At 47.7% G+C, this 24644-nt stretch carries 32 protein-coding genes and 1 pseudogene; 15 read left to right on the top strand and 18 right to left on the bottom strand.

Annotated features, from left to right (window positions below; genetic code table 11):
• Window positions 1-72: 72 nt before the first annotated feature.
• Window positions 73-633, top strand: coding sequence for a TetR/AcrR family transcriptional regulator (locus AC3ARB_RS07615; protein WP_488319978.1), 561 nt, complete (start codon window positions 73-75; stop codon window positions 631-633).
• 1586 nt (window positions 634-2219) lie between these two features.
• On the opposite strand, the pseudogene AC3ARB_RS07610 reads toward AC3ARB_RS07615, so the two are convergent.
• Both AC3ARB_RS07610 and AC3ARB_RS07605 read right to left on the bottom strand, forming a co-directional pair.
• A pseudogene (locus AC3ARB_RS07610) lies at window positions 2220-3983 on the bottom strand (pneumococcal-type histidine triad protein); the annotation flags it as partial.
• A 15-nt stretch (window positions 3984-3998) separates the two neighbouring features.
• A complete protein-coding gene (locus tag AC3ARB_RS07605) occupies window positions 3999-4916 on the bottom strand; it encodes a metal ABC transporter solute-binding protein, Zn/Mn family (RefSeq protein WP_488319977.1) in 918 nt (305 codons plus the stop codon).
• Between the two features lie 180 nt (window positions 4917-5096).
• Between AC3ARB_RS07605 and AC3ARB_RS07600 the strand changes: the two genes are divergently transcribed.
• The 3 genes from AC3ARB_RS07600 to AC3ARB_RS07590 all read left to right on the top strand — a co-directional run bounded on the left by AC3ARB_RS07600 (window position 5097) and on the right by AC3ARB_RS07590 (window position 7900).
• Window positions 5097-5756: a CPBP family intramembrane glutamic endopeptidase gene (locus AC3ARB_RS07600; protein ID WP_488319976.1), complete on the top strand. Its 660-nt coding sequence runs from the start codon at window positions 5097-5099 to the stop codon at window positions 5754-5756.
• A gap of 9 nt (window positions 5757-5765) precedes the next feature.
• Window positions 5766-6446 carry a CPBP family intramembrane glutamic endopeptidase gene (locus AC3ARB_RS07595; RefSeq protein WP_488319975.1) on the top strand — a complete coding sequence of 227 codons (681 nt, stop codon included), beginning with the start codon at window positions 5766-5768 and terminating at the stop codon, window positions 6444-6446.
• Between the two features lie 110 nt (window positions 6447-6556).
• Window positions 6557-7900 (top strand): MATE family efflux transporter, encoded by a 1344-nt coding sequence (locus tag AC3ARB_RS07590; RefSeq protein ID WP_488319974.1) that lies wholly within the window; start codon window positions 6557-6559, stop codon window positions 7898-7900.
• Window positions 7901-8722: 822 nt separating this feature from the next.
• Here the strand turns inward: AC3ARB_RS07590 and AC3ARB_RS07585 are convergent.
• The 16 genes from AC3ARB_RS07585 to AC3ARB_RS07510 form a co-directional block, all read right to left on the bottom strand.
• The gene (locus AC3ARB_RS07585) at window positions 8723-9043 is read right to left on the bottom strand and encodes a hypothetical protein (protein WP_488319973.1); all 321 of its coding nucleotides are present in this window, start codon (window positions 9041-9043) and stop codon (window positions 8723-8725) included.
• Window positions 9021-9383, bottom strand: a complete 363-nt coding sequence (locus tag AC3ARB_RS07580; protein WP_488319972.1) for a hypothetical protein — start codon at window positions 9381-9383, stop codon at window positions 9021-9023. The genes AC3ARB_RS07585 and AC3ARB_RS07580 overlap by 23 nt, the downstream gene beginning before the upstream one ends.
• Window positions 9384-9388: 5 nt before the next feature.
• Window positions 9389-9553: a hypothetical protein gene (locus AC3ARB_RS07575; RefSeq protein ID WP_488319971.1), complete on the bottom strand. Its 165-nt coding sequence runs from the start codon at window positions 9551-9553 to the stop codon at window positions 9389-9391.
• On the bottom strand, window positions 9550-9903 hold the full coding sequence (locus AC3ARB_RS07570; RefSeq protein ID WP_488319970.1) for a replication protein: 354 nt from the start codon (window positions 9901-9903) through the stop codon (window positions 9550-9552). The genes AC3ARB_RS07575 and AC3ARB_RS07570 overlap by 4 nt, the downstream gene beginning before the upstream one ends.
• 229 nt (window positions 9904-10132) lie before the next feature.
• The gene (locus AC3ARB_RS07565; RefSeq protein WP_488319969.1) at window positions 10133-10942 is read right to left on the bottom strand and encodes a hypothetical protein; all 810 of its coding nucleotides are present in this window, start codon (window positions 10940-10942) and stop codon (window positions 10133-10135) included.
• 71 nt (window positions 10943-11013) lie between these two features.
• Window positions 11014-11169, bottom strand: a complete 156-nt coding sequence (locus AC3ARB_RS07560) for a DUF2292 domain-containing protein (RefSeq protein ID WP_488319968.1) — start codon at window positions 11167-11169, stop codon at window positions 11014-11016.
• Window positions 11170-11198: 29 nt separating this feature from the next.
• Entirely contained in the window at window positions 11199-11432 is a 234-nt protein-coding gene (locus AC3ARB_RS07555; RefSeq protein ID WP_488319967.1) for a hypothetical protein, read from the bottom strand.
• On the bottom strand, window positions 11411-11869 hold the full coding sequence (locus AC3ARB_RS07550; RefSeq protein WP_488319966.1) for a hypothetical protein: 459 nt from the start codon (window positions 11867-11869) through the stop codon (window positions 11411-11413). Before AC3ARB_RS07550 ends, AC3ARB_RS07555 begins: the two co-directional genes overlap by 22 nt.
• Before the next feature lie 440 nt (window positions 11870-12309).
• A complete protein-coding gene (locus AC3ARB_RS07545) occupies window positions 12310-13515 on the bottom strand; it encodes an AAA family ATPase (protein WP_488319965.1) in 1206 nt (401 codons plus the stop codon).
• Window positions 13516-13568: 53 nt separating this feature from the next.
• Window positions 13569-13862 carry a hypothetical protein gene (locus AC3ARB_RS07540; RefSeq protein ID WP_488319964.1) on the bottom strand — a complete coding sequence of 98 codons (294 nt, stop codon included), beginning with the start codon at window positions 13860-13862 and terminating at the stop codon, window positions 13569-13571.
• Between the two features lie 2 nt (window positions 13863-13864).
• Window positions 13865-14188, bottom strand: a complete 324-nt coding sequence (locus AC3ARB_RS07535; RefSeq protein ID WP_488319963.1) for a DNA-binding protein — start codon at window positions 14186-14188, stop codon at window positions 13865-13867.
• Window positions 14176-14352, bottom strand: coding sequence for a hypothetical protein (locus AC3ARB_RS07530; RefSeq protein ID WP_488319962.1), 177 nt, complete (start codon window positions 14350-14352; stop codon window positions 14176-14178). Before AC3ARB_RS07530 ends, AC3ARB_RS07535 begins: the two co-directional genes overlap by 13 nt.
• Before the next feature lie 2 nt (window positions 14353-14354).
• The gene (locus AC3ARB_RS07525; RefSeq protein ID WP_488319961.1) at window positions 14355-14795 is read right to left on the bottom strand and encodes a hypothetical protein; all 441 of its coding nucleotides are present in this window, start codon (window positions 14793-14795) and stop codon (window positions 14355-14357) included.
• 239 nt (window positions 14796-15034) lie between these two features.
• Entirely contained in the window at window positions 15035-15844 is an 810-nt protein-coding gene (locus tag AC3ARB_RS07520) for a Rha family transcriptional regulator (protein WP_488319960.1), read from the bottom strand.
• Between the two features lie 18 nt (window positions 15845-15862).
• Window positions 15863-16060, bottom strand: coding sequence for a helix-turn-helix domain-containing protein (locus tag AC3ARB_RS07515; RefSeq protein ID WP_488319959.1), 198 nt, complete (start codon window positions 16058-16060; stop codon window positions 15863-15865).
• Between the two features lie 11 nt (window positions 16061-16071).
• On the bottom strand, window positions 16072-16269 hold the full coding sequence (locus tag AC3ARB_RS07510) for a helix-turn-helix domain-containing protein (protein WP_488319958.1): 198 nt from the start codon (window positions 16267-16269) through the stop codon (window positions 16072-16074).
• A 231-nt stretch (window positions 16270-16500) separates the two neighbouring features.
• Between AC3ARB_RS07510 and AC3ARB_RS07505 the strand changes: the two genes are divergently transcribed.
• The 11 genes from AC3ARB_RS07505 to AC3ARB_RS07455 all read left to right on the top strand — a co-directional run bounded on the left by AC3ARB_RS07505 (window position 16501) and on the right by AC3ARB_RS07455 (window position 24637).
• Window positions 16501-17034, top strand: coding sequence for a helix-turn-helix domain-containing protein (locus AC3ARB_RS07505; RefSeq protein ID WP_488319957.1), 534 nt, complete (start codon window positions 16501-16503; stop codon window positions 17032-17034).
• A gap of 30 nt (window positions 17035-17064) precedes the next feature.
• A complete protein-coding gene (locus tag AC3ARB_RS07500; protein WP_488319956.1) occupies window positions 17065-17736 on the top strand; it encodes a Fic family protein in 672 nt (223 codons plus the stop codon).
• Window positions 17737-18141: 405 nt separating this feature from the next.
• On the top strand, window positions 18142-19287 hold the full coding sequence (locus tag AC3ARB_RS07495) for a tyrosine-type recombinase/integrase (protein ID WP_488319955.1): 1146 nt from the start codon (window positions 18142-18144) through the stop codon (window positions 19285-19287).
• Between the two features lie 95 nt (window positions 19288-19382).
• Window positions 19383-19619, top strand: a complete 237-nt coding sequence (locus AC3ARB_RS07490) for a DUF2829 domain-containing protein (RefSeq protein WP_488319954.1) — start codon at window positions 19383-19385, stop codon at window positions 19617-19619.
• Window positions 19612-20310: a 3-oxoacyl-ACP reductase gene (locus AC3ARB_RS07485; protein WP_488319953.1), complete on the top strand. Its 699-nt coding sequence runs from the start codon at window positions 19612-19614 to the stop codon at window positions 20308-20310. Before AC3ARB_RS07490 ends, AC3ARB_RS07485 begins: the two co-directional genes overlap by 8 nt.
• Window positions 20311-20447: 137 nt before the next feature.
• Window positions 20448-20723, top strand: coding sequence for a hypothetical protein (locus AC3ARB_RS07480; RefSeq protein ID WP_488319952.1), 276 nt, complete (start codon window positions 20448-20450; stop codon window positions 20721-20723).
• 25 nt (window positions 20724-20748) lie between these two features.
• Window positions 20749-21714: a Gfo/Idh/MocA family protein gene (locus AC3ARB_RS07475; protein ID WP_488319951.1), complete on the top strand. Its 966-nt coding sequence runs from the start codon at window positions 20749-20751 to the stop codon at window positions 21712-21714.
• A gap of 106 nt (window positions 21715-21820) precedes the next feature.
• Window positions 21821-23206: a bifunctional UDP-N-acetylglucosamine diphosphorylase/glucosamine-1-phosphate N-acetyltransferase GlmU gene (gene glmU / locus AC3ARB_RS07470; RefSeq protein ID WP_488319950.1), complete on the top strand. Its 1386-nt coding sequence runs from the start codon at window positions 21821-21823 to the stop codon at window positions 23204-23206.
• Between the two features lie 82 nt (window positions 23207-23288).
• Window positions 23289-23558 carry a hypothetical protein gene (locus tag AC3ARB_RS07465; RefSeq protein ID WP_488319949.1) on the top strand — a complete coding sequence of 90 codons (270 nt, stop codon included), beginning with the start codon at window positions 23289-23291 and terminating at the stop codon, window positions 23556-23558.
• Between the two features lie 304 nt (window positions 23559-23862).
• Window positions 23863-24420 carry an NUDIX hydrolase gene (locus AC3ARB_RS07460; protein ID WP_488321545.1) on the top strand — a complete coding sequence of 186 codons (558 nt, stop codon included), beginning with the start codon at window positions 23863-23865 and terminating at the stop codon, window positions 24418-24420.
• Window positions 24413-24637, top strand: a complete 225-nt coding sequence (locus AC3ARB_RS07455; protein WP_488319948.1) for a hypothetical protein — start codon at window positions 24413-24415, stop codon at window positions 24635-24637. The genes AC3ARB_RS07460 and AC3ARB_RS07455 overlap by 8 nt, the downstream gene beginning before the upstream one ends.
• The last annotated feature ends 7 nt before the right edge of the window (window positions 24638-24644 follow it).

The following is a 24644-nucleotide window of genomic DNA, read 5'->3' as shown; positions in this document are numbered from 1 at the left end:
TAAAATTATAGCATAGAAAGCCGATTTTGTCTTATTCCACTTATCGGCTGTCACACTCAGAGAGAGACTGTTATGCCGAAAAAATTCATGTCACAAAATTCCCTTCAAAACCTTCGACAATCTAATCTGGAAGCTAAACGCTTAACCAAGGAGGCTTTAGAGACTGCTCTGCTATTGCTCCTTGAGCAAAAGAGTATGGATCAAATCACGGTTTCGGAGTTGGTCGGGCGTGCAGGGGTGTCGCGAAATGCTTTTTATCGTCACTATAAGAGCAAGGAGGCGATTTTTTCGCAACTGTTGACCAGGACCTTGCAGGGGATTTTTTATGGCTTGAAGCAATTTGATTTGAAAAATCAAGTGGTTCAAGCCTGGGCTTATTTGCTGTCAGAGGCTAAGCGGGAGGTTCGACTCTTTCGTTTGGCCTTTCACCATCAATTTCATCACGTTTTGACAGCTACTGTGGCCAAGCGTTTTAGAGCCTACCAACGGCTCAGTCGCCGAAAATTGTCCACCTATTCGACGTCATTTTTTAGCCATGCCATCATTGCGACCTTGGCCAAGTGGATTGGCGATGGGATGGTCGTGTCTATTGAGGAAATGGCAGCGATGGGCCTGCCTCTATTGCCCAACTAAAACAAGCCTGAATCTTTAGAGAACTGATTCTAAAAGTGTGACCAAATAAAACACCCCTGCGGTATCTAGTAAACTAGAAAAAGGGGTGTTTTTAGTATGATAGTAAAACTCCTCTTGAGCGTTCGAGAGACAGTCTTGTCTGTAGTCGATACGCTAAGGGGAGTTTTTTGTCAGTTATTTTAAGCTAGGCGTTTATTTTAATGCCCTGGAACTCGAACAACTTGACGTTTGCCGTTGGCATCAATAAAGCTTACGGTTCGGTTTTCAGGATGGTATTGGAAACTGTCGAGGCCGACATTGTGTTCCAAAGCGATGTTAATCAGGGCGTCTTCAAAGGCTTCCGCATCCATGCCAAATTCTTTGGCTCGAGCTCTCATAGCACGATCGTAGTCGTCCAATTCCCCTTCCTCCTCTGCGGCGGCTTCTTCAGTGCTAGGTTCTTCACTTGGAGCAGGCTTATCAGCTGTCTCTGAGTCAGTGCTGGTCTCAGGCGTCACAGGTGTTTCATCAGCAGGTTTGTCCTCAGTGAGATTAGAACTATCCTTTTCCTTGTCTGGAGTAAGAGGATTAGTCTTGTCTTCTTTAGGAGTTTCCTTGTCTGTGACAGGAGTTGGAGCAGGGGCTTCCTGGTCTTCAACTGGTTTTGCAGGCGTGGTAGGAGTGGTCTCAGGTTTAGTCTCAGGTTTATTGTCCACAATCGGAGTTTCTTCTTCCTCCTCTTTAGCCGTCAGAGCTGGCAGGAGGCTTGGGTCGCTGAGGCTGGCCTTGGCCAATTCTTCAGAGATAATCAAGTTTTCTTCTCCTGAGACTGGGACCACGATGTAGCCGATACGAGGCATATAGCTGACTTGTTCAGCAGCGGCACCATAGTGGTGGCCCAGGTGGGCAATCAAGCTGGCACGGTCGCTCGTAAGTGGCTTGTTGGTCTCAGGGGCAGGTGTTTCTGTTTCTTCGGCCGGTTTGGCAGGTGTTGTTGGATTAACCACATCGCCTGTTTCAACTTTTGGATGATCAGTTGGTTTGTTTTCAACTGGAGCAGGCTGGTTACCACGGTCACGCAGAGTGTAGATGACCTCATCGTTGATGTCCACCAAATCCAAGTTGACCCCTCCACGATCTTCAACCATAACCAGGTTGTCAAAGAGGACGCGAACATGGTCTCTAGGCACGCCGTACTGTTTAGCAATGTAGGCCAACTTAGCCTCGTTCGGATCGACAGCAGTTACCAAGCCGCTGTAATCCACTTCCTCGTAGTCCAGATTGAGTTTGACCGCTTCCAGTTTGACCTCGCGTTCGCTGCCATCGTTGTTAACCACAACAACCACATCGTTGCGGCGGTAAGCAGACCGCACGCCGTCTTGCAGACGCAGGTGGCTCATCTTGAGGCTGATCAAGAGGTTTCGGTATTCGTCCAAATCGTGGTGGTCAGCCAGTCGCAGGGCAACAGGGTAGTTGTCCAGGTTGCCGATATGGGAGTGGTTGCCGTGAGGGATGATGACCTGGTTACCTGTTACAATCAAGAGGTCGTAAGGCACCCCATTTTCCAAGGAAATGTAACGGAGTTTGGCCTCAATCTCAGCCTTGCTGTAAGTGCTTGGCTTGACAGCGGTCAGGTGTTCACGGTTGATGTAGTTTTGGGCGGCCTCCAGCTCAAAGTCCTCCAGCTCGTGGAAGAAGATGTAGTGCTCGTGGTCACCGTGTTCAGCCCGCAGGCCTTGGTCATCGTACTCCAGGATGCTCTCAGCGGTGAAGGTGTAACCATCGCTGGTGGTATAAACCAGGCCGTCCTTGCCCTTGGCTGATTTTTCAATCTTTTTGCCCAAGAGGTCAACTGGTCCTTTGTTGCTGTCTTCAGCTGGCGTTTCAGGAATAGTTGGCTGTGTAGGTGTCTCAGGTAGGACTGGTTTAACTGGCGTTGTAGGTGTCTCAGGGTAAACTGGTTTAGTCGGTGTTACAGGCGTTTCAGGTAGGACTGGTTTCGCAGGTGTTTCGGTAACAACTGGTTTGGTCGGTGTTGCTGGTGGGGTTGTTGGGGCAGGTTTTGCGATAGCAACGGGTGCCGCTGGTTGGCTTGGTGCTGGCAGGGCCTGTCCGATAGGGATTATCCGTGAGATTTTAGCCTCTAATTCAGACATGTGGCTGAATGGGATAAAGTGGAAGTGGTCGCCGTGTGGGACAACGACACCAGAGGCCGTCCGTTTGGTGATGGTGGCTGGGTCAAAGACCAGGCCGTCTGCTTCCACGTGGCGGTTGCTCAATGGCTGAGCGTACAGTTGTTGCAGCAAGTCAGACAAGGTTTCAGCCTGATTTGCTGGTGGGGTCTGTGGCTGTGCGGTTGCAGGCTTGTTGGTAGCTACGGTATTACCAGCAGGGGTAGGAGTCGCTGCAGCATGCTGTTGATGAGTGGTGTGTCCAGTGTTTGTCTGCTGGTGAGTAGGAGCGGTCACGGCATGGTTGCCTACTGGCTGATGACTTGTTGTTGAACCAGCAGAGGTTGAATGTGACGCGGTGTGACTGCTTGGAGCTTGAGGCTTGCTGTTGCCTGCTTGTCCTGATTTTTTAGCATTCCAGAAGGCTTGAGCCGCAGACAATTCGCCAGGAGATAGGTCGTTTTTAGGAATAAAGTGGAAGTGGTCACCGTGAGGAACGAGGAAGCCATCACCCAAATCATCAATAACATCTGTCGGGCTAAAGACATAGCCGTCATCGGTGGTGTAAGGCTTGGCACTAGACTGGCTATTGTTTCCAGAAGCCTGATTGTTAGAGTTGCCGCTGGATTGTCTTGAGCTATTGCTGTGAGAGCTACCTGAGCTGTTGGCAGAGCCGCGGCCAGTTTCATGACTCGGTCTGCTGGTGCCGGAACTTTCCTGTTGACGGGCAATTTCTTCCTTGGTGCGGACGTTAGTTGTTTTCTTGGTATCCTTGAGGTAGAGGTAATATTGACCATCTTTTTTAATGATGTAGCCATCTTTAACATCGTTGACCACATCGGCTTGGTTAAAGACGTAGTCGCTGTCTTTGATAATGAGCTCCTCGCTGATGATGGCATCAAATGGCACCTTACCGTTATAATAGTGGTAATGGTCACCGTGAGAAGTCACATAGCCCTGGTCAGTGATTTTAACGACAATCTGTTCCGCGTTGATGCCTTCTTTGGCACTGACTTCATCAGGAGACATGTTTTTGGTGTCAGTGATGATTTCTTTTTTCTTGCTAGCTTCGCTTTTTTCGCCAACATAAGCCACACGGTTGTCTTCTTTGGCAAGGGTGGCCTGCTGAAGACCAGCCTGATAGCTGATGATACTGAGCAGGAGGGCTGCTGCGGAGCTATAAATATACTTTTTCTTCATGACAAATCCTTTCGTCTAGTTTTCGAGTTCTTCAGCCAACACGCTCAGGTTGGCTTCCAGGTTTTCCAGGTAGCTGAGGTCGTTTTGTGGGTCAGCTTCCAGGGGTTCGAGGACCTTGAGTTGGACCTTGGTTGAAGTGGCTAAGGCCTTGGCCAACTTGTCTGACGTCCCTTTTTCGGTAAAGATGGTCTTGACCTTGTAGGTGTCGATGAAATCTTTGATTTCAGCCAACTGACGGGGGCTTGGTTCCTGGTCGCTGACACCAGCGATGCCCAGCTGTTCCAGATTGAACCGTTTGGCCACATAAGAAAAGGCGGTGTGCTGGGTGACAAAGGTCCGATGCTTGACCTTAGCAAAGCGTGCTTTGAAGTCCTCAGCCATTTTTTCAGCTGTGGCTGCCATGCTTTCCGCGTTTTTCTGGTAGACGTCGGCGTTTTCTGGGTCCAACTGGCTGAGATGCTCGGCAATTAACCGTACCTCCTCGGCCACAAGGGTCGGGTCAACCCAGGTGTGGGGGTCGTAGAGGGTGGCTTCGTCGATGCCCTCTCTAATCTCCATGTCCTCTAGGCCAGGCACCCGTTCCAGGCTCATGCCTTCTGAGGCTTCGACCACAATCACATCGGAATTCTCCAAGCTAGGGTCTAATCGCCCAGCCCAGCTCTCCAGAGTGTGGGAGTGGTAGATGAAGATGTCGGCGTCGTAGATGGCCTGGACATCTGATACTGAGGGTTCAAAGCCGTGAATCCCAGCACCAGACTGAATCATCCGCACGTCGTTGAGATCGCCAGAGACCTCCTTGGTCATGGCGTAGATGGGGTAGAAACTGGTCACAATCCTCAAACCTTGGCTGTTCTGGGTGGGTTTGTCCCGACAGCCAGTCAAGGCCAATAAAGCGACCAAAAAGACCAAGATGGCCTTAAAAGGGTGTTTCATGTTGTCCTCCTTAACTGGTTAATGATAAAATTGTAACACCGGTTAAGGACTTTGTCAAGCGATTTCCTAATACCCACCTTGAATTAGGAAAATCTTGAAAAAGTTTACAATAACTGGTAGAATAGTAAGGTAATTACAGTGTTTAACGGTCTTGCCCCGCAGGGCTAGAAAGGATGAGAGATGTCAATCGGAGAACGTTTTCTAAATGCTGGTTTAGCGGTATTTCTTCTTATTTTTGGGTCACTTCCCATGGGAATCGCTGGGGCTGCTATCCTGATGGGTCACAGTGTACCAGCTGGGCTTGTTCCTATCCTTGTTGGTTTTCAACTTTTTTTAATTGCCCTATTCCTATGGCTGGGGAAATGGCGACGCTTGATTAGCTTTGATCGTGTTTGGTGGTCTAGGTCTGCTTGGCTAACAGCAGGTTCTGCCTTTGTCCTGATGTATGTGGTGAATTTACTGGGGTCCTATCTCATTGAGTTAGGGGGTCAGACCACAACAGCCAATCAACAACTCATTGAAGACCTGTCTCGACAGCTGCCCGTTTTCTTTATCTTTTTGGCAGTTGTCATTGGAGCACCACTAGGTGAGGAGCTGCTCTGTCGAGGGTTTATACCAGCAGTATTCAGTGGTCGTTTTGAGTTGCTGGGGCATGTTCTAGGGACCCTACTGTTTGCTCTCTTACATGGTCCGACTGATGTGGGCAGCTGGTTGATTTACGGCGGTATGGGCTTGATTTTGGCCCTTATCCGATACAAATCAGGGCGACTAGAGTATGCTATCTTGGCTCACAGCCTTAACAACTTCCTTGGCTTCTTGAGCTTGATGGGTTGGTTTTAAGGGGGAAAAATGTGCAGGATTAAAGAGAAATTTTTGGAGCTGGGTCTTGTTAATTGGATGACCTCATTTCTTTGTTTTTTTGGCCTTTTAGTGCTTTTTGTTATTCCAGATGCCCTAATGACGGTCCCGTGGCAGGGGAGCTATTCCTGGTCTCAAACACTTATCGGCTCTTTATCGGTCGTGTTGGTTGCCTATCTAACCTATGTTTTGGCAAAAAAGTGGGGCTATGTGCGGTTTGATTGGACCTTCTTTCGCTGGCAGACGGTGGTACTTATCGGCTTGCTTTTGGGGCTTGTCCAGTTGCTTGACCAACTGGCCTACCTCTGGCTGGAGGCGATTGGGCAATCTGAAACCGCCAATAATCAAGCTATTATTGAAGAAATTGGGAAGCTGCCTCCGACCTTTGTTTGGTTCAGTACAACCCTGTTGCCTGCCTTTGTGGAAGAACTATGTTTTCGTGGTATTTTGATGACGCGCTTGTTTGGTCGGAACAATTGGGTATCTGTACTGGTATCGAGCATTGTTTTTGCAGCCTTGCATGGCCCGACCGATTTACCCAGCTGGTTTGTTTATGGAGGGAATGGCTTCATTCTTGCTTACCTTTATAAGCGGACAGATAATTTGGCTTATCCGATTAGCTTGCATTTTTTGAATAATGCCTTAGCGACCTGGTCTTTTTATTTTTCATAGTTTTTTGTAAATGAGGGCAATATCAGTTATCAGGAAGGGCAAACGCTAGGCTTGCTCTCCCTGTCTTTTTTATGTAGAATAGAGGTATTTTCAGTAGAAGGAGAAGCTGTATGACGAAACGGGTCATTGACTTGACTAAGGGGGCGATTTTGCCGACCCTCTTGCAGTTCGCTTGGCCGATTTTGGTATCTAATGTCTTTCAGCAACTGTACAACACAGCTGACATCATGATTGTTGGCCACTATTTGGGTGAGGAGTCTTTGGCAGCTGTTGGGGCGACGGCGGCGATTTTTGAGTTGATTATCGGCTTTTCGCTGGGGGTTGGTAATGGTATGGGAATTGTTATCGCTCGCCATTACGGTGCTAAGGCTGAGGAAGAGCTCAAGCAGTCTGTGGCGGCAACCTTGACCATTGTTGCTGTCTTGAGTGGCCTCATTATGCTATTGGGACAGCTGGGGCTCAAGCCCTTGCTGGATTTTATCGGGACACCTGATGGGATTGCGGACCAGTCTTATACCTATATCCACATGATTTTGATGGGGATTGGGGTGACCTTTGCTTACAATATGGGAGCTGGTCTCTTGCGGGCCATTGGTAATAGTTTGGTCGCCCTTTACTTTTTAATTTTTTCGGCCTGTTTGAACATTGTTTTGGACCTTTACTTTATCACCCAGTTGGGCTTGGGGGTTCAATCTGCGGGGCTGGCAACCATCGTGTCTCAGGCGGTGGCTGCGGTGCTCTGCTATTGGTACATCTGGAAAAAAGTTCCCATCTTAATCCCGCAAAAACGTCATCTTTCTTGGGACAAGGGCATTTACGGTGACCTGCTGGGGCAGGGCCTGTCCATGGGCTTTATGTTTTCCATCGTGTCCATCGGGACGGTGATTTTGCAGACGGCCATCAATGGTTTTGGGGTACTGATTATCGGGGCCCAGACCACGGCACGTCGGCTTTTGGCCCTGTCGCTCATGCCGATGACGGCGGTATCGGCCAGTGTGACCACCTTTGTGTCGCAAAATTTTGGGGCCAAGCAGACAGAACGGATTGTTCGGGGCATCAAAACGGCCTGTTTGTTGACCACCATCTGGGGCCTTATCGCGATGGCCCTCCTCTACCTGTTTGCTCCTGTTTTGGTGAGTCTGGTGTCGGGGTCGCAAGAAGCAGAGCTCTTGGACAATGCTGACCGTTACCTAAAGTTGGTGACCCCCTTTTACCCTGTTTTGGGTTGTCTTTTTGTCTTTCGAAATGGTCTCCAGGGACTGGGGCAAAAACTGACCCCATTGTTGTCCAGTGTGATTGAGCTGGTCGGAAAAGTGCTGTTCGTGGTCTTTTTAATCCCTCAGTTGGGTTATCTGGGAGTTATCCTCTGCGAACCCTTGATTTGGGTGCCGATGACAATCCAGTTGTACCTGTCATTACGATCTAGTCTGAGACGGCTCACTACACAACTTTAATCAGAAACAGCTCTTCACTATTCAAGAGCTGTTTTTTTATGGTAAAATGGTAAGAAAAAGGAGACAACCATGACATTTGAAGAGATTGTCAAGACGGAAAACTGTTAGCGGTTGATATAGCCTAAAAAATCGCATAAAATAAAGGTTTTTGAGGTTTCGCCCTATTGTTAAAAGATGTTGAAAAATCGTCAAAAGTCCCTAAAAAGTCCACAAAAAAAGACCTAGCCAAAAACTAGGTACACGAGTTCAGCAGGCAAGGAACTAGCACCTCATAAGGTGCTTTTCTTTTGCCCTGCCGATGTAAGAAAAAGGTGATACCATTATAGCATAGTCACGCACCGCTTGCTACTGTGTTTTACTGTTTCCTAGTGTATCCTCGCATGGGGTGCGTGATAGCATAACCCTTGACAACTTAACCAAAACTTGCGATAATGTGAGGGAAGAGTAAAAGGCTTAGCAGTCGCTAACGCCAACACAAAGCCCCCAGCTATTGCGAGTAGCTGAGGGCTTTTCTTGTGGGCTAGACGGTGCTAACCTGTGATTTTTGCTTACTTGATAAACTTATCTAGCCAGTAAGTCACAATCCAACCGATAACGGCCTCAAGGATTGCAGCAAGCAAAAAGAGTAAAAGAGCTTTGAGCATTCTCCTTACCTCCTTTCCAGGCGGTATAGGTTAACGCCACGGGTATTATACCACAAAAATAGGACACGCTACAAGCTCATATAAAGGCCGTAGAGCGATTTTAGGCGGTGCGTGCCTATTTCTCTGACTGGGTAGCTAGTCGCTTGATTTGCCCTGTTCTCGTGGCTCTGCATGCCTCTCAGTCCATAATCAACAAAACACCGCCAAGATACTCACGGGCAAAGCTGGCAAGGGCCTGATTTCTTACCTGGTTGTAGTCCTCGGTACTAATCCCATGATCAAGGCAAAACTGCTGACGGCTCTGCCGTGCTTTTGGCGTGGTCTGATACCAATTGACCAAGATGGCTTTTTCAAGGCCTGCCAACCCGTTTATGACCCTGTCTATTTCATCGGCTAACATTTGACCATGTACTGAAAAGGGTTTGTCTGATAGACTGGCCAGCTTTTGAAAATTGCGGTAATTCCTCAGCACCCTTTCAGCGTGTTTGGTTTTCGTCATCTAGTGCCTCCAGTTCCTCGATGGCCAGCTTATGCCGTCGTTTGAGGTTACTGGCCGAATACTGCAAGCGTTGGGCAACCTCTTCCCACTTCAAGCCATCCCGATACCTGGCCAGCATCATGTCACGGTCAATTTGGTAGTTCAATCGGCCGATAAGGTCATGGGTGGCCTGCTGCTGGGTTTTCAGTTCATCAATACTACCCTGGTGCATATCCTCCCATTTTTTCCATTGACCAGGGAACGGATCCAACGTAGTCTTGGCCCACTCTCTTTCTTGCTCCAAGTCTGCAATAAGCCAGGCGATAACTTTTAGGCTGCCAAGTCGCTCCCTAATGGTCATGCTACTCAATCCAGTATGTCGCAATCGCCGATAAAAATCACTGAACCAGCAGGCAATCTTTGCTTACTGAAATTGTCGGCCTCTTCTTGCGTGTCCGCAAAATAGACTCGACCACCTTGCTCTAATGGTCTCAACTTTTCAAGTCGCCTTTTTATCGCTGATTTCTTCACGGGGTACCTCCTTCAGCTAACTCAGAAAAACGCATCTCATACTCTTCTAAAACCTCGTGAACGCTCTCGATTTCATGGGCCTTGTATGCTGTTGTTAGGATGGTTTGGGCGGCCTGTTGCCTAGCGTAGGGGCTTACGGTGTCATCTAGCATAATTTCCCGCAAAACCTGTACCGCTTCAAGGCTGGCCGTCTGCAACTGCGTTGTCGTCTGTTGCATCAGCTCACTACGATACTCACGAAAAGCACGGCGAAAGGCCACTAATTTCAAGTATTTTTGCCCCGTACTTCGGGCAATGCCTGCCACCTCGCAAGCTTTGACAATGCTGGGCGACGTCGCAAGGGCAAGCATAAACCTCTCTTGTTTAGGTGTCAGTTTCTCGTCTATTCTAGTTCACCTCCTTGATTAGCTAACTGTTCGATTATACTCTTAAGGATTGGCGTTACCGAATAACGTTCCCAATCTACCGTATCACCGTTTCGCAATTGCTTAATACAATCATCGATATTTATAACGCTCTTCTGATCAATAGTTAAACCAGCCAAGCGTTTCAACCGCCGCCTGATAACCTTACTACTAATCAAAACAAATCACTCCCCCTATGTTCGTTCCCGCTCAAGAAAAGTTTATTATTTAAATTTCTCAATAGCTGATAGGTATAAAACCCAATATTATTGATTTTTACATCAGTCAACCTTATCAAACTTGGCTTAGCTCTGAGCTGATTTTCTAGAGGGTGTACAATTTCATGAGAATTTAGATCTTCCTTATTGCGATAAGCGTTGATAATATTTAGAGCCGATAAATGATAATTGAAACTATCAGCTAATTCCATTCTTGTCTTTTCGCTATTATCTTGCGATAAAATAGTTTGCATGTAAGCAATATCAGATGCCGTCAAGTCAGACGGTTTAGAATTTTGCTTGATTGCTGATAAAGCTTCCTCCATCGATTTATAGCGAGCATTACCAATTTCAATAGAAATGTCATGCTGACGATCGCCTAAATTTTTAATAGCCGCCTCTGCCTCACTTCTTTTAGAGTTATACAATTTAACTTTGCCCTCTTCTGTATAGTCGCTATTCTTCTCTAACTTTTTAACCCACTCATTAAATTCATCAACAATCGCCCGTGCTTGATTACCGATCTCTATTAGTTCTTCCTCTTTCTTCGCAAGATTATAACTGTCCAGTGGATTTTCAAATCTTTTCGCCAGCTCATTATTGATAATGGCCCAGCGGTCTCCATCACTCAATCCTACTGTGTTGGGATCTGGCGTAGTTCCTTCTAAGGTCTCACCAGTCTTTTTAGCTCTTTCCCATTCGACAATACCGTAAATCTCAGCCCCTTTTTCATCTGCTTCCTGAATCAGTTTATTATAATCAATCATTTTTCTACTCCTTTATATCAAAAATAAAGAGGCACCAAGATATAATAATCTCAGTGCCTCTCAACGCATTGTTAAGTCAGCTTTTTATATTTTTTCCTATCGATTGTCTCGACTTCAGTAACTACACCATCCTGAATTTTTAAAGTGATACTTCCAAACTCTGGCTTTGTTACTAAATCTATTTTACCATTTCTTTCAAAATAAATAAAGTCCTTTTCAATTTTCAATATTCCCCCTCCTATCTGTCTATATTTGTCTATTTTTGCTTACTATCAAATGCCCTAGCTATTCGCTCCAGGTCGCTTGATAAGTCTTGGTCATGCTCATAGGTCACCGATACCGTCCCCTTGCCGTAGTCAATGGCATAGGCCAGGCCCTCGTGACTGCCCACAAAATAGCCAACCAGACCATTCTTAAAGGCCAGCATATCAGGGCGATAGGCAAAGGTATAGCTAAAGGTTTGCTGGGTTACCAGTCCGCCCCTTGCCATATTTTCACCCCCTCCCTCTCAATCGTCAAGATATGTTTCTGGGCAATTGCTAAGACAGCAATATGCCTCAGAATGTCTTTTTCTTGTTTCAGTCGTTGGATAATAGCAGACTGGCTAAAATTTTCCCAGTCGCTGATGCGATGGTTTGAAAAGCACGGTTCTACTAAATCAATCCCAGCCCTCTCAAAAAGTTCATAGTTTCGTTTAGTTCGTCTTTTTATCCCTTTCTTCTTAGACGGTAGCACCCTATCAGTTTTGCCGTAGTTTATCCCTCGCCAAGTATGCGTATCATAATCAAAAATTAAAAAAGTTCTAGCCAATCCAAACACATAACACATCACGTCACTATCTGCTAACCACGTCAAGACCTCGTCATTATTCTTCATCGGTGGCATGTTGCGGCTGCTTAAAAAATTTTTATCTTCTATCCAGTGCATGACCTCGTTACCTCATATATTGTTTTTTAAATATCTTATCCAATTCCTCGCACTTCCGAAAATAATTCAGGACAAGGGATAAAGGGGGCGTAGCTCAGTCGCCCCTTTTCCCTTTCCTTATTTTCGTTTTTTCGGAAAACTCCCAAAACCTAAACTGCGATAGCTTGTTTAGGTTGATTTTCTCTTTTTTACAATGTAAAATTTTACACCATTTTACACGCTTTACACCTGCTTGGAAAGCTGATTATATCAAGGCTTTAAGGGGTGTTGTCGTGTAAAATCATGTGTAAACTTTACACCCTCTTTACTCACTTTACACAAGAGGGGGATAACGTGCCGTGTAAAGTGTAAAATCGTGTAAAAATTTTACACATTTTTTACACTTTACACGTGTAAATTTACACTGTAAACTTTACACGCATTTTACTTTACTTTACACTTTACACGAACCTGACCTCTGTATCTGTATATAATAAATTTTCTCCAGCAAGCTTTAATTTTTTATCAAGGGTCGGGCGTGATATTTTACAAAAATCCGCAAACTCTTTTTTATTTGGGTAGCGGTCAAATTTTTCTACAAACTGCTCTAATCGCTTAGAAAGTTGCTTGGCCACCTCCTCGGCTTTGTCTTCATCGAATGGCGAAAACGTTTCTAAATATTTTTCGTCCAGCTCAATCCCTGGCTCATGGAAAATCAAGATTTTTTCTTCATCTTGTTTCAAGGTCGGATAGTAAAATAAATGGTTCTCCCCATCTTCTGGCGGCTGGTTTGCGGTGACCACTTCAAGTCGCCAATAGGTCCGATATTTTAGTGGCAAGTCAATGTGGTCAAACTGATTCAAAAGCCCTGTTAATGTTTCCTCCGGTAACTCTCTTAACGCAATAGCTAAATGCTCCCTGAGTTCCTCGCTGGTACTGCTTGCCTTAGTTGGGTAATCTCCTTTGATGTTCATCAGGTAGTAGTTTTTGGCATGGTTTTCTAGAATTTTTTTAGATAGGGGCCAAACTGCCTCCAAGCGTTCACGCCTCAATAATTCAGGATGTAACTGTAATTCAAAAAACTCTAGCAATGTATCGCTATAACCTAACGCCTCTGACCACTTGGTCGCCTGCTGGGCCTCTTCGTTTCCTCGTGGTCTCTGCTGGTGGCTCGTAGTGACGACCAAACAACACTTTAGTTTTTCGGTCAATTGATGCAAAAGAGGATTTAACTCTGCCTGTTCAAATGTCAAATAGTCCAAACCATCCAAGACAATCAAGGGGTAACCGCCCATGTTTTCCGTTAAGTGATCAATCAACTCCCTCAGCGTGCCACCTTTGCCGACGGTTAAAATGTCAACGTCTAATTTTTCCTGCTCCTCAATCTCCAAAGCGTGTAATTGATGGGAAAATCTCAGCAAACAGTCATTTTCTGCGTGGTTGATGTTAACAAATAGCACCCGTAACTTATGGCAATCCCAACCAATCCAGTTACCTCCCCTTGCAACGGTTAGCGTCAACTGAGTTGCCAGACTTGTTTTTAGCGACTTTCTAGGTGCTGATAACGCCATAACCTGGCCACGCCTCAATAAACCTTTGATGGCTGATGGTGAGCCTCCTACCTTGTTAGAAGTGTAGATATCTCCTAAATTAAAAATCGATGTCATCTTTTCCCTCCTTGATGTCGTGGTAATGTCCGCCACCCTGGGCGGGGTGCATGTTATACCTTGCCATCTTCCGCCCCCAAAAACTCTAATAGGTCGCTGACCTTGTAAAAAATGGTCCTGGTGTCCTCCATCGGTGGGTGGTAGGGTTTTAGTCCTAGCTTTTCCCAGTCTCTGAAAGTCTGGGCTTTTTTAATGCCTAGCTCTGTCATAGCCTGCTGGCGACTGATAAGACCTGTTACCCTCGGTTGGGGTTTGGTCTGCAACTCCAGGAAACGCCCCACCGTGGCCAGTAAATTACGCTTAAATTCTTGTAGCCACTCACGGGTGAATAGTGTTATTTGGTTCATGCCTAGCCCTCGCTTTCTAGCAATGTCCGCCACTCGGTCAAACTGCAATAGGTGACCACGTTCAAGCGGTTGGTCTGCTCTGTGGTTTGGTTGCGTAGAGCCTGCAAGCCCTCCAAGCGTTCGGTCTCATCGGCTGGGATATAATAGCCGTGATTATCGCCACGCTCCCCAATAATGGGAACTCGGTACTTGCTTATCAGTCGGGCGATGATGTCCATAACTGACCGCTCTGAGATGCTCACCGCCTGGGCTATTTCCTTGGCTGGTTTGGGGCGTTGTCGGCCTGTGGGTATCAATTCCAAGACCCTTTTTTCTAAGTGTTCCATCCTGTTTCCTCCTGCCCTCGTTCTAGGGCCTCTAATAGCTCGTATAAGGCCGTCTGTTCCTCTGGCCTTACCATCAGTAGGTCAACCCATAAAACGGCCACCAGGGGGAGTGTGATAGCCAGAAAAGCCAATAACTGGGGCATGGTCAAGTTAAGCTCGTTCATGATTAGATAACTCCCCTCGCTTTTAAATCTTCTTTGACTAGACGGCGTAGATAGTACCAAATAGAATATGAGGACACTTCTCCTTGGTCTTCCGTTCTAAAAGTTTCCATCTCTTTTGCTAGTAAATCAAAAAGTAAACAGTTCGGACGGTTTCTATCCAGCAATTCGTTAACCCTTGCTTCTCGCTCGTCCTGTCGGCGTAGTTCATTGATCACTGTTTCTACATTAGCTTGATAAAACGCCTCATGGCTGGCTTCACGCTGTTTATAAGTCTCTGATAGCCTGTAAAATTCAATCCATAAAGACGTTATAGCTGTTCTGCATTCTTCGGCGATTTCAGTAGCTCCAGTATGCCCCTTTGCTATATGCCACTCGCTCAGAATATCCAGCTTTTCATCAGTCACTTGTAACTTTGCTTCAAAATCTTTAAAAAATTGTTCCATGTTTTTTCCTCTCTCGGTTTGTCTTTACCATACGGGTTGCCCCTGCTTTTGATGGTCGGGGAAGGGGCTGGTCAATCCTAGCCGATTATGGTATAATCTAGCTATGAAAACTTACTAAAACCCTTGATAACGGCTTGCCTGCTTGTTATTGTGTTTTAGTTGTTGATGTCAAAGGCTTTGCGATTGGTCGTCGGTTAAGCCTTTTTTGTTGCTCTCACGCACCCCTGGGGGTGCTTTTTTTAATTCATCGACTGCACAAGCTGGGTCAGCCGTTCAGCCAGTTGCATCTTGGTGGCCATGTCGTCCGTCTTAGCGATTTCTTGGGCCAGGGTGTCCATATACAGCCGTTCAACCTCTCGCAAGCCCTGCGGTAGCTCTGGGGCGGTCTGAGCGGTCTCTGTGGGCTCTGTGAGCTTCTCAGGGGCTGGGGTCGGTTGGTCAGCCTTCAAAGCCTGCTCCATGGCATGGAAGACCTCGATATAGTGAGCCGTGAACCTCACGCCCTTTTTACCGGTCATCTTGTTGGCGATCATCTCGCAACCCTTGCGACTGCACCAGTAAAACTTGTAACGTCTGCCACCCTCTTCGACTTGGTGGCTATCTTCTACAAAATAGCTTTCAAACCGCATGGTTGAGCTAGAATACAGTTCTGTATTTTGTTCATCATCAGTTAAATAGCTGATATATTTCTCAATATCTCGTAGCAAGATAAAGTGCTCTTTCTCCGTCCACTCTGCCACGCTCCGACTGGAAACGTATTGGGTACCATCCTCAGCGGTCAAGGTCAGCTCAGACGTCTGTACCTGGGTTTCGAACAGATTTTCAAAAAGATTGGTCTGCGGTGTCGTTTTCGTCTTGTTTTCTTTCCGGTAATTCAAAACGAACTGATTGATTTTCCGCTTAGTGGTATGTTGCGGACTTGAGATACTGCCACGGCGTAGCCCTTGGATAGTGTCAGCCGTTAATCCAATAGCTCTTGCCATTTCTGCCCCACTCATTCCCGTTTCAGTTAGAAACTCATCTACAAATTTTTGGTAATTTCTTCTCATGCTTGCCTGCTTTCTGTTTTAAGTCGTAACGCCTAACCATACATTGTTAGGGTGCGTGCGGTAAAGGTCGCATAATTGTTCAAGAGCTAGCCAATCGATGTCGCTGCTGTCAGCCTCATAGTCTGCCACGGTGGCAACTGTCAGCCCTGTCTTGTCTGCCACGGTTTCCAAGTCATAGCCTGCTTGTAATCGTGCTTGTGTTAGTGTTGGTGTCATGGTGTTTTCTCCTATTCCTCTGGGGTCAGTAGCTCGTCAATCGTCACGCCCAGGTAGTTAGCCACCTTGGTCAGCGTTTCAATGTCAGGGCGTTTGGTTCGCTCATAGTACAAGGCCGTCAGCGTGCTTTTGGCAATACCCGTAGCCTCAGCAACGTCAGAAACTTTTTTCCGTTTCTTGGCCAGCAGTACCCGAAAATTATTTTTCATGTCCTAGCTCCTTTCTCTGATGATTATAGCGGCGGACGCCTAACCGTCAAACCAGACCGCTGAGTGGGTGAAAAGTGTTGAGTGATTTCTAGAAAACCGCTGTTTTCCTGCGTCACAAAAACATAATACCGCAACTTTTTAGCGGTGTCAAGTGTTTTTTTGCAAAATATGCGATTTTTTTGCGTACTTGCTTAAAAAGTGCTATAATGTGCTTGAAAGGTGTTGATAAAAATGAATCGACTAAAAGAATTGCGAAAAGAAAAAAAGCAAACTCAGAAAGAATTTGCTAAAGAAACCGGTACACCGCTACGAACTCTGCAAAGCTGGGAAAACGGTGAAAGCCAAATCAAACCTGACAAAGCCCAGCAACTGGCGGATTATTTTGGGGTGTCGGTGGCTTACTTGCTAGGATATAGCCACCATAGAGACGAGTACGAGGTAAGACAACAACTAAACAAAAAAGACCCCAATGACTGGGCGAACCCTGTTAAGGCTAGAATCGCCACCATACTAGGCGATGATATGCTAGAAGAATTAGAAAACCAGTATGTGGAAGGTGGACGATATAATCCTGAACCAGATTTTTCCACACTGATGTCTTTTCTTTCTGCCGTTAACAGTCTTTCATACACTCCAGAAGAAGAGCTTCTGCTTAACTACGGTATTTTACCAAAGGCTGACAAGCAAATCGTAAAAAATCTAGTCGCTGAAATGGCTGATAAAGTCAAAAAGCCACCGAAAGAAAGCAATAAGTGGGAGTTTTAACACTCATAACTTAAAAGAAAGGCGGTACCTATGCCCTACTCCAACAGCTATCTTGATGATGTGCTTGTCCGCATGTCCTACCATTCCAGCGGGATTGAGGGCAACACCATCACGCTCCCCGAAACCGTCAGCATTATCCTAGAAAACGCCCTGCCGACTGGTCGCAAATCCGTCCGTGAGTTCTACGAGATTGAGAACCACAAGGGGGCGTTTGCTTACCTACTGGATCTCCTGGCGGATAAATCGCCCCTGTCCATCGATGTCGTCCTAGGCATTCATGAGCGACTGACTGACCGCCTGCAGCATGACCGGGGGCAGTTCAAGACCCAGCAGAACGCCATCATCGGGGCTGAGTTCCAGACCGCAAGCCCTGCCGAGGTTTACCCCCTCATGCTCCAATGGTGCGATAACACCAACTGGCGACTAGACCAGGCCCAGACTGACCAGGAACGCCTTGAGGTACTGGCTGATAGCCATATCCAGTTTGAGCGTATCCACCCATTCAGCGACGGCAACGGACGGACGGGCCGCCTCCTAGTGCTCTACCTGGCTATGCTCTGGCTGGATGCCCCCGTCATCATTTCAAAAAATAGCAGAGCTGATTACATGGAAGCCCTGGCCAATCAGGACGTGACTGCCCTGGCTGATATGCTAGGCCAATCCCTGCAAGCCGAACGGGAACGCCTAGGACTGTTTCCGTGATGTAGGAACTTTTCAGACCTACCACAAATCCAAAAGAAAAAACGGACTTGTAGAAGTCCGCTGGTGGGGTGCGTGATAGCCCCAGCTCTTTCCAAAATGGAAACAACCACCACAAGCTCATATAAGCCCCATAGCGAGCTTTTAGCCCTTGCCCTGATTTACCGACTGCCTCAAAACAAGCGAAAATAGGGGCGGTCTCGTCAATTCTGGGAGCATTCTAGGCAAAAAGAAAAGTCCTGACCGCTGGCTAACGGTCAGGACTAGAAAAAAGCCAGCAGCTGCTGACTCCTTGGGTATAATGAAAAATATGAAATACAAATTCATTATATCCCATTTCATGAACTAACTCAACCTAAAACCCTTGATAACGGCTTGCCTGCTGATAGTTAGGAAAGAGGTTAGAACATGAAAATCACAACTTACACCAAAAAAGACGGCTCGACCGTTTACCGCACCAGCGTTTACCTGGGCATCGATAGCGTGACAGGAAAGAAAGTCAAAACAACGGTATCAGCACGCACCAAGAGGGAACTAGACCAAAAGGCAAGGCGTAAAATCCTAGACTTTGAGAAAGCAGGGTCAACGGTCCATAGGGCTGTAGCGGTCAAGACCTATCAGGAATTAGCTGACTTGTGGCTGGAAAGCTATCAGCTAACCGTCAAGCCTCAAACCTACCTTCAGACAAAAGGCCTTATTGCCAACCACCTTGTGCCAGCCTTTGGGCATATCAAACCCGAGAAGCTGACTTCTGTAGTTGTTCAGAAGTTTGTTAATGAACTATCCGCCCGTTATGTCCACTTTGCCGTGGTTCACTCAATCAATCGGCGAATACTCCAGCATGCTGTTAGTCTCCAAATCTTGCCCTATAACCCCGCCCGGGAAACCATTTTACCCAAAAAACCAGAAAGAGAAAGTAAGGCGATTAAGTTCATTGATCCCAGCGACCTTAAACGCTTGTTGGCTTATATGGAAAACCTTTCTCATCAGGCTTACCGTTATTTTTTCGACTATGTGCTTTATAGCCTGCTCTTGGCCACGGGTTGCCGTTTCGGTGAACTGGCCGCCCTCGACTGGTCGGATATTGATTTAGAAGGGGCAACCGTCAGCATTTCCAAGAACTATCACCGCCTAGTGGATAAGGTGGGGACGCCGAAGAGTAAGGCGGGACATCGGATCATCAGCATAGACCCAAAGACAGTCAACTTGCTCAAGCTCTACAAAGTCAGACAAGGACAAATCTTCCGCGAGGCAGGAGCAGAAGGGCCAACGGTTGTTTTTAGCACCCCGACCAAGGGGCGCCAAAACCTGGCCACTAGACAAGAATTTCTAGATAGGCGTTGCAAAGAGGTAGGCATTCCCCGCTTCACCTTCCCCGCTTTCCGCCACACTCACGCCAGTCTCTTGCTAAACGCTGGCATTAGCTATAAAGAACTCCAGTACCGTCTAGGCCATTCGACCCTAGCCATGACCATGGATATTTATGGGCATCTATCCAAGGACAAAGAAAAAGAGGCGGTAACCTACTTTGAAAAAGCCATGGCCAGCCTCTAGTCCCTAAAAAGTCCACAAAAACTAAAAAGAGGGGTTAGGCTTCCCTTGAAAAAGCCCATAAAATCAACGTTTTTACATACTGAAAGGAGTTTACCATGACATTTGAAGAGATTTTACCAGGCCTGAAAGCCAAGAAAAAGTACGTTCGCACCGGCTGGGGTGGGGCTGAAAACTACGTTCAGCTCTTTGACACCATCGAGGTCCACGGCCAAAAATTGAAGGCCACACCCTACTTCCTCATCAACGTGACTGGCGAGGGTGAGGGCTTCTCCATGTGGAGCCCGACCCCTTGTGATGTGCTGGCCACCGACTGGGTGGAAGTCCATGACTAAAACCGCCCTTGTTACAGGCGTCTCCTCGGGGATCGGCCTGGCCCAGGCTCGTTTGCTTTTGGACAATGGCTGGGCAGTCTATGGGGTGGACGTCTCTGAGAAACCTGATTTGGAAGGGGACTTTCATTTCCTCCAGCAGGATGTGACAGGTGATTTATCGCTGCTGGCGAACTTTTGTCCCAGTCCAGATTTGCTCTGCTTGACCGCAGGTGTTTTGGATGCCTACAAGCCCCATTTGGACACGACAGAAGAGGAGTTTAGACGTCTGTTTGAGGTCAACTTTTTCAGCGTGACCAGATTGGTCGGCCACTATTTACCCCAAATGGTCGCTAATCAATCAGGCACCATCATCACCATGTGCTCCATTGCCTCCAGCCTAGCAGGCGGCGGCGGATCGGCCTACACAGCCTCCAAGCACGCCCTGGCGGGCTTCACCAAGCAGCTGGCCCTAGACTATGCCAAATCAGGCATCCAGGTCTTTGGCATCGCGCCAGGTGCTGTCCAGACGGGCATGACCGCAGTCGACTTTGAGCCCGGCGGCCTGGCTGACTGGGTGGCTGACCAAACCCCGATTGGCCGCTGGACCCAGCCAGACGAAATCGCTGACCTGACCCTCTTTCTGGCTTCAGGGAGAGCCCAGTCTATGCAGGGTCAAATCATCACCATTGACGGTGGTTGGGGGTTGAAGTAGAGAGGTCTGGTTGGCTTCTTAGCTGAAAGGACTGGCAGAATAAGAAAAGTAGTCTAGAGTGCCAAATTAATGCAGTAAAGCTCCAGCAACTACTGGAAAAACAACCGTCGGAAAAGCAAAAATGAAAGGAAAATCCCATGTCTCACGATGAAACAGTTTTAGTGTGTTGTCACCTGCTTGAGGGGGGAGAACTCAAGAGAGCCTATCACGGCCAAGCAGGAGACTGGCAGTTTGTTTGCGACCAAGAACACGAGCAAAGCCAGGCCAGGACCGTTCCCCTGTCCCAGGTCATGGAGCAGTTTAACTTAACTGAGGGCAATCTGATTTCAGTCCCACCAGGCTACATGGGGAACTACTATGGGATGTATTGGATGATGCACCCTTGGTCAGGCCATGCAGGTCAGGTTTTTTAGGTGAGAGAGAAAGAAAGGAAATACCATGAAACTCGCTTTATTAGGTACTGGCATGATTGTCAAGGAGGTCTTGCCTGTTCTTCAAACGGTTGAAGGGATTGAGCTGACAGCCATCCTGTCAACCCCTCGGAGCCTGCCTATCGCCCAGGAACTGGCTGACCGCTTTGCTATTGGCTACGCCACTAGCGACTACGCCCAACTCCTCGCCGACCCTGAAGTCGAGGCGGTCTATGTGGCCCTGCCCAACCACCTCCACTACGCCTATGCCAAGCAGGCCCTCTTGGCGGGTAAGCACGTCATCTGCGAGAAGCCCTTTACCTTGGCAGCGGCCGATTTGGAGGATTTGGTGGCCATAGCAGAGCAGAAAAACCGCTTTTTGTTGGAGGCCATCACCAACAAGTACCTGGGTAACTTTGCCTATATGAAGGCCAACCTGAACCAGTTGGGTGAGGTCAAGATTGTGACCTGTAATTACTCCCAGTATTCCTCTCGTTACGATGCTTTTAAGCGTGGGGAGATTGCACCAGCTTTTGACCCTGCTCAGGGTGGCGGGGCCCTGCGTGACCTCAACATCTACAACATTCACCTGGTTGTCGGCCTCTTTGGTCGGCCAGAGAGGGTAACCTACCTGCCCAACCTGGAGCGGGGCGTGGACACGTCTGGCATCCTGACCATGGACTACGGCCATTTTAAGGCAGTTTGTATCGGCTCCAAGGACAGTTCGGCCCCAATCAGCTCGACCATTCAGGGCAACAAGGGTTCCTTGACCCTGACGGGACCAACCAATGCCATGCCAGAGGTCACCCTTTCCCTCAATGGTCAAGAACCGGTGATAGGAGACCACAACAGCCCCCACCACCGCATGTATGAGGAATTTGTCGCCTTTGAGGCCATGATTCGTACTGATGACCGTGCGGCAGCCCAAGCCCAGCTGGACCATAGCCGAGCGGTTATGACAGTCTTGGACGATGCTTGTCAGGCTTTGGCTTAACAAGACTGGCAGAATATGCTATAATAGAGCCTGGGCAGTTGCCTGGGCTTTTTTCTTAGCCAGCTCTGCCATTTTCTTAAAAAATGAAAGTGAACGGAAATTATCCATGTCAAATTACGCGATTATTCTTGCAGCGGGTAAAGGAACCCGCATGAAATCTGACCTGCCCAAGGTCCTCCACCGTGTGACGGGCTTGACCATGCTGGAACACGTTTTTCGTAGCGTGCAAGCCATTGCTCCAGAGCAGTTGGTGACCGTTGTCGGCCACAAGGCGGAGCTGGTTCAGACTGAACTGGATGGGCGATCTGACTTTGTCCTTCAAAGCGAGCAGTTGGGGACAGGCCATGCGGTCATGATGGCTGAGCCTGCCCTGGCAGGTTTGGACGGTCAAACCCTGGTTATTGCAGGTGATACGCCCCTGATTACGGGTGAGAGCCTGGCTAACCTGATCAAGTTCCACATCAACCACAAGAACGTGGCGACCATCTTGACGGCTGAGGCTGACAATCCTTTTGGTTACGGTCGGATTATTCGCAATCAGCACGAGGAAGTCATCAAGATTGTTGAGCAAAAAGACGCCAGCGATTTCGAGCAGCAGGTCAAGGAAATCAATACCGGCACCTATGTTTTCGATAACAAACGCCTCTTTGAAGCCCTCAAAAACATCACTACCAATAACGCCCAGGGTGAGTATTACCTGACCGATGTTATCGGTATTTTCAAGGAAGCTGGTGAGAAGGTTGGTGCCTACAAGCTCCGCGACTTTAACGAGAGTTTGGGTGTCAACGACCGAGTAGCTCTGGCCACGGCTGAACGCATCATGCGGGACCGTATCAACACGGCCCACATGATTAACGGGGTGTCCTTGATTGACCCAGCGACCACCTACATCGACAGCGATGTTGAGCTGGCACCTGAGGTCATCATCGAGCCTAACGTGACCATCAAGGGCCACAGCAAGGTTGGTCGAGCGACCCTTCTGACCAGCGGAACCTACATTGTTGACAGCACCATCGGTGAGGAGGCGGTCATCACCAACTCCATGATTGAGCACTCTGACCTGGCAGACGCCGTAACGGTCGGTCCTTACGCCCACATTCGCCCTGACTCTAGTCTGGCTCGTGGGGTCCACATCGGCAACTTCGTGGAGGTCAAGGGCTCGTCTATCGGGGAAAATAGCAAAGCTGGTCACCTGACTTATATCGGAAACACAGAAGTCGGTAGCGATGTCAATTTTGGTGCTGGCACCATCACCGTTAACTACGATGGCAAAGGCAAATTCAAAACCACAATTGGTAACCATGTGTTCATTGGTTCAAACTCAACTCTGATTGCCCCATTGACCATCGGGGACAATGCCCTGACAGCGGCAGGCTCAACCATTACTAAGGACGTACCAGCGGACAGCGTGGCCATCGGCCGTAATCGCCAGGAGAACAAGGACGGCTATGCCAAACGCCTGCCACATTATCCAGCTCATGACAAGAACTAATCCAAAAACCATTCCAGAATTCCTTGACTTGCTGAAGGACCCCATTTATAGTGAAAAGAGGGCACTAGAGGTGACAAGGCTAGTGTCAATGGGACATGAGGGGGATGTTGTTGTCAGCCTTGTTCACTTACAGGACGAGCTCCTCTTCGAAACTAGGTTCCCGATGGAACGTAGCTTTGTTTACTGGGTGCAATTTGAGTATTTTAAGGTGTCTAAGGAACTTTTTCTGGACTTTCTAGATTTGGCTCTTGCTAGAAAGTTTCTGACAGCGAATGATAGGAAGAGCCTAGTCCTGGTTTATGAGTCTTATTTTTCAGAAAAGGTGGTAGAAGATGAAGCAGGTTCAGATTAAGGTTGACGATCAAGGTGGTCAAGTCAAGAATCTAGAAAAATGGTTTCGGGTTAAGTTTTACGAGAATGAGTGGATGATTGAAACAGTCTGTCTCTTTGAAGGACAGACAATCCTTTTGGAGCGATGTGTTCAAAGAAACCACAGTGCCGCCTATTGGACAGATGAAACCTATTATGAATTGGAAGTTTCAGAATTTACAGCTTACCTGAATGAAGCCAACAAGAATGGCTATTTGAGCCCTGAAGAAAAAGAGTTTTTCTTGGAAAAATCTAGGCACTTCTTTACGCAATCGGAGGAAATAATCATGCAATTTGAAGAAAAAACCATCAGCCGTAAGGAAATTTTTGACGGCCATATTTTTAAGGTGGTGGTCGATGAGGTCGAGCTGCCGAACGGCTTGGGAACTGCCCCGCGGGAATTGATTTTCCATAAGGGGGCGGTCTGTGTTTTGGCGGTGACGCCAGAGGACAAGATTATCCTAGTTAAACAGTATCGCAAGGCCATCGAAAAGGTCAGTTATGAGATTCCTGCTGGTAAGCTGGAGCTTGGCGAGGCAGGTTCGGAAGAAGCTACAGCCCTGCGGGAGCTGGAGGAGGAAACGGGCTACACGGGCGACTTGACCTTCCTCTACCAGTTTTACTCCGCCATCGGTTTTTGTAACGAGAAACTCCGCCTCTACCTGGCGACCAACCTGACCAAGGTGCCTAACCCTCGTCCCAAGGACGCTGATGAGACCATCGAGCTCTTGGAGTTGACCTATGAGGAGTGCATGGAGTTGGTGGCTTCTGGTGACATCGAGGACGCCAAGACCATCATCGCCCTGCAACACTATGCCCTGAATCGAGGTGGTCAGCATGCCTAAGCCGCTCTTGACTGATGAGGTGATAGCTGAGGCAAAAAAAGGGGATAACTGGGACAAGCACGTTGAAGTGAGTGCGGAGGTTCCAAAGCCCTTGATTAAAAAAAGTAGAACGCGGGAGCATGCGCGACGCGGAGGGTTTCAATCCACCTTGAATCGTCTCTTGGTGCTGGTTTTCCTTCTGCTGTTAGCCTTGCTTTATGCCATGTTTAGATTGTAGGTGACAG

The organism is Streptococcus sp. ZY171113, assembly GCF_057748235.1.
Note: the sequence above shows the minus strand (reverse complement) of the source record. Positions and strands in the feature narration are given on the sequence as shown.

Bases quoted from the DNA above. Each gene is read 5' to 3' on its own strand.
- AC3ARB_RS07615 (WP_488319978.1), top strand. From the start codon at position 73: ATGCCGAAAAAATTCATGTCACAAAATTCCCTTCAAAACCTTCGACAA.
- AC3ARB_RS07605 (WP_488319977.1), bottom strand. From the start codon at position 4,916: ATGAAACACCCTTTTAAGGCCATCTTGGTCTTTTTGGTCGCTTTATTG.
- AC3ARB_RS07600 (WP_488319976.1), top strand. From the start codon at position 5,097: ATGTCAATCGGAGAACGTTTTCTAAATGCTGGTTTAGCGGTATTTCTT.
- AC3ARB_RS07595 (WP_488319975.1), top strand. From the start codon at position 5,766: ATGTGCAGGATTAAAGAGAAATTTTTGGAGCTGGGTCTTGTTAATTGG.
- AC3ARB_RS07590 (WP_488319974.1), top strand. From the start codon at position 6,557: ATGACGAAACGGGTCATTGACTTGACTAAGGGGGCGATTTTGCCGACC.
- AC3ARB_RS07585 (WP_488319973.1), bottom strand. From the start codon at position 9,043: ATGACGAAAACCAAACACGCTGAAAGGGTGCTGAGGAATTACCGCAAT.
- AC3ARB_RS07580 (WP_488319972.1), bottom strand. From the start codon at position 9,383: ATGACCATTAGGGAGCGACTTGGCAGCCTAAAAGTTATCGCCTGGCTT.
- AC3ARB_RS07570 (WP_488319970.1), bottom strand. From the start codon at position 9,903: ATGCTTGCCCTTGCGACGTCGCCCAGCATTGTCAAAGCTTGCGAGGTG.
- AC3ARB_RS07565 (WP_488319969.1), bottom strand. From the start codon at position 10,942: ATGATTGATTATAATAAACTGATTCAGGAAGCAGATGAAAAAGGGGCT.
- AC3ARB_RS07555 (WP_488319967.1), bottom strand. From the start codon at position 11,432: ATGGCAAGGGGCGGACTGGTAACCCAGCAAACCTTTAGCTATACCTTT.
- AC3ARB_RS07550 (WP_488319966.1), bottom strand. From the start codon at position 11,869: ATGCACTGGATAGAAGATAAAAATTTTTTAAGCAGCCGCAACATGCCA.
- AC3ARB_RS07545 (WP_488319965.1), bottom strand. From the start codon at position 13,515: ATGACATCGATTTTTAATTTAGGAGATATCTACACTTCTAACAAGGTA.
- AC3ARB_RS07540 (WP_488319964.1), bottom strand. From the start codon at position 13,862: ATGAACCAAATAACACTATTCACCCGTGAGTGGCTACAAGAATTTAAG.
- AC3ARB_RS07535 (WP_488319963.1), bottom strand. From the start codon at position 14,188: ATGGAACACTTAGAAAAAAGGGTCTTGGAATTGATACCCACAGGCCGA.
- AC3ARB_RS07530 (WP_488319962.1), bottom strand. From the start codon at position 14,352: ATGAACGAGCTTAACTTGACCATGCCCCAGTTATTGGCTTTTCTGGCT.
- AC3ARB_RS07525 (WP_488319961.1), bottom strand. From the start codon at position 14,795: ATGGAACAATTTTTTAAAGATTTTGAAGCAAAGTTACAAGTGACTGAT.
- AC3ARB_RS07520 (WP_488319960.1), bottom strand. From the start codon at position 15,844: ATGAGAAGAAATTACCAAAAATTTGTAGATGAGTTTCTAACTGAAACG.
- AC3ARB_RS07515 (WP_488319959.1), bottom strand. From the start codon at position 16,060: ATGACACCAACACTAACACAAGCACGATTACAAGCAGGCTATGACTTG.
- AC3ARB_RS07510 (WP_488319958.1), bottom strand. From the start codon at position 16,269: ATGAAAAATAATTTTCGGGTACTGCTGGCCAAGAAACGGAAAAAAGTT.
- AC3ARB_RS07505 (WP_488319957.1), top strand. From the start codon at position 16,501: ATGAATCGACTAAAAGAATTGCGAAAAGAAAAAAAGCAAACTCAGAAA.
- AC3ARB_RS07500 (WP_488319956.1), top strand. From the start codon at position 17,065: ATGCCCTACTCCAACAGCTATCTTGATGATGTGCTTGTCCGCATGTCC.
- AC3ARB_RS07495 (WP_488319955.1), top strand. From the start codon at position 18,142: ATGAAAATCACAACTTACACCAAAAAAGACGGCTCGACCGTTTACCGC.
- AC3ARB_RS07490 (WP_488319954.1), top strand. From the start codon at position 19,383: ATGACATTTGAAGAGATTTTACCAGGCCTGAAAGCCAAGAAAAAGTAC.
- AC3ARB_RS07485 (WP_488319953.1), top strand. From the start codon at position 19,612: ATGACTAAAACCGCCCTTGTTACAGGCGTCTCCTCGGGGATCGGCCTG.
- AC3ARB_RS07480 (WP_488319952.1), top strand. From the start codon at position 20,448: ATGTCTCACGATGAAACAGTTTTAGTGTGTTGTCACCTGCTTGAGGGG.
- AC3ARB_RS07475 (WP_488319951.1), top strand. From the start codon at position 20,749: ATGAAACTCGCTTTATTAGGTACTGGCATGATTGTCAAGGAGGTCTTG.
- glmU (WP_488319950.1), top strand. From the start codon at position 21,821: ATGTCAAATTACGCGATTATTCTTGCAGCGGGTAAAGGAACCCGCATG.
- AC3ARB_RS07460 (WP_488321545.1), top strand. From the start codon at position 23,863: ATGCAATTTGAAGAAAAAACCATCAGCCGTAAGGAAATTTTTGACGGC.
- AC3ARB_RS07455 (WP_488319948.1), top strand. From the start codon at position 24,413: ATGCCTAAGCCGCTCTTGACTGATGAGGTGATAGCTGAGGCAAAAAAA.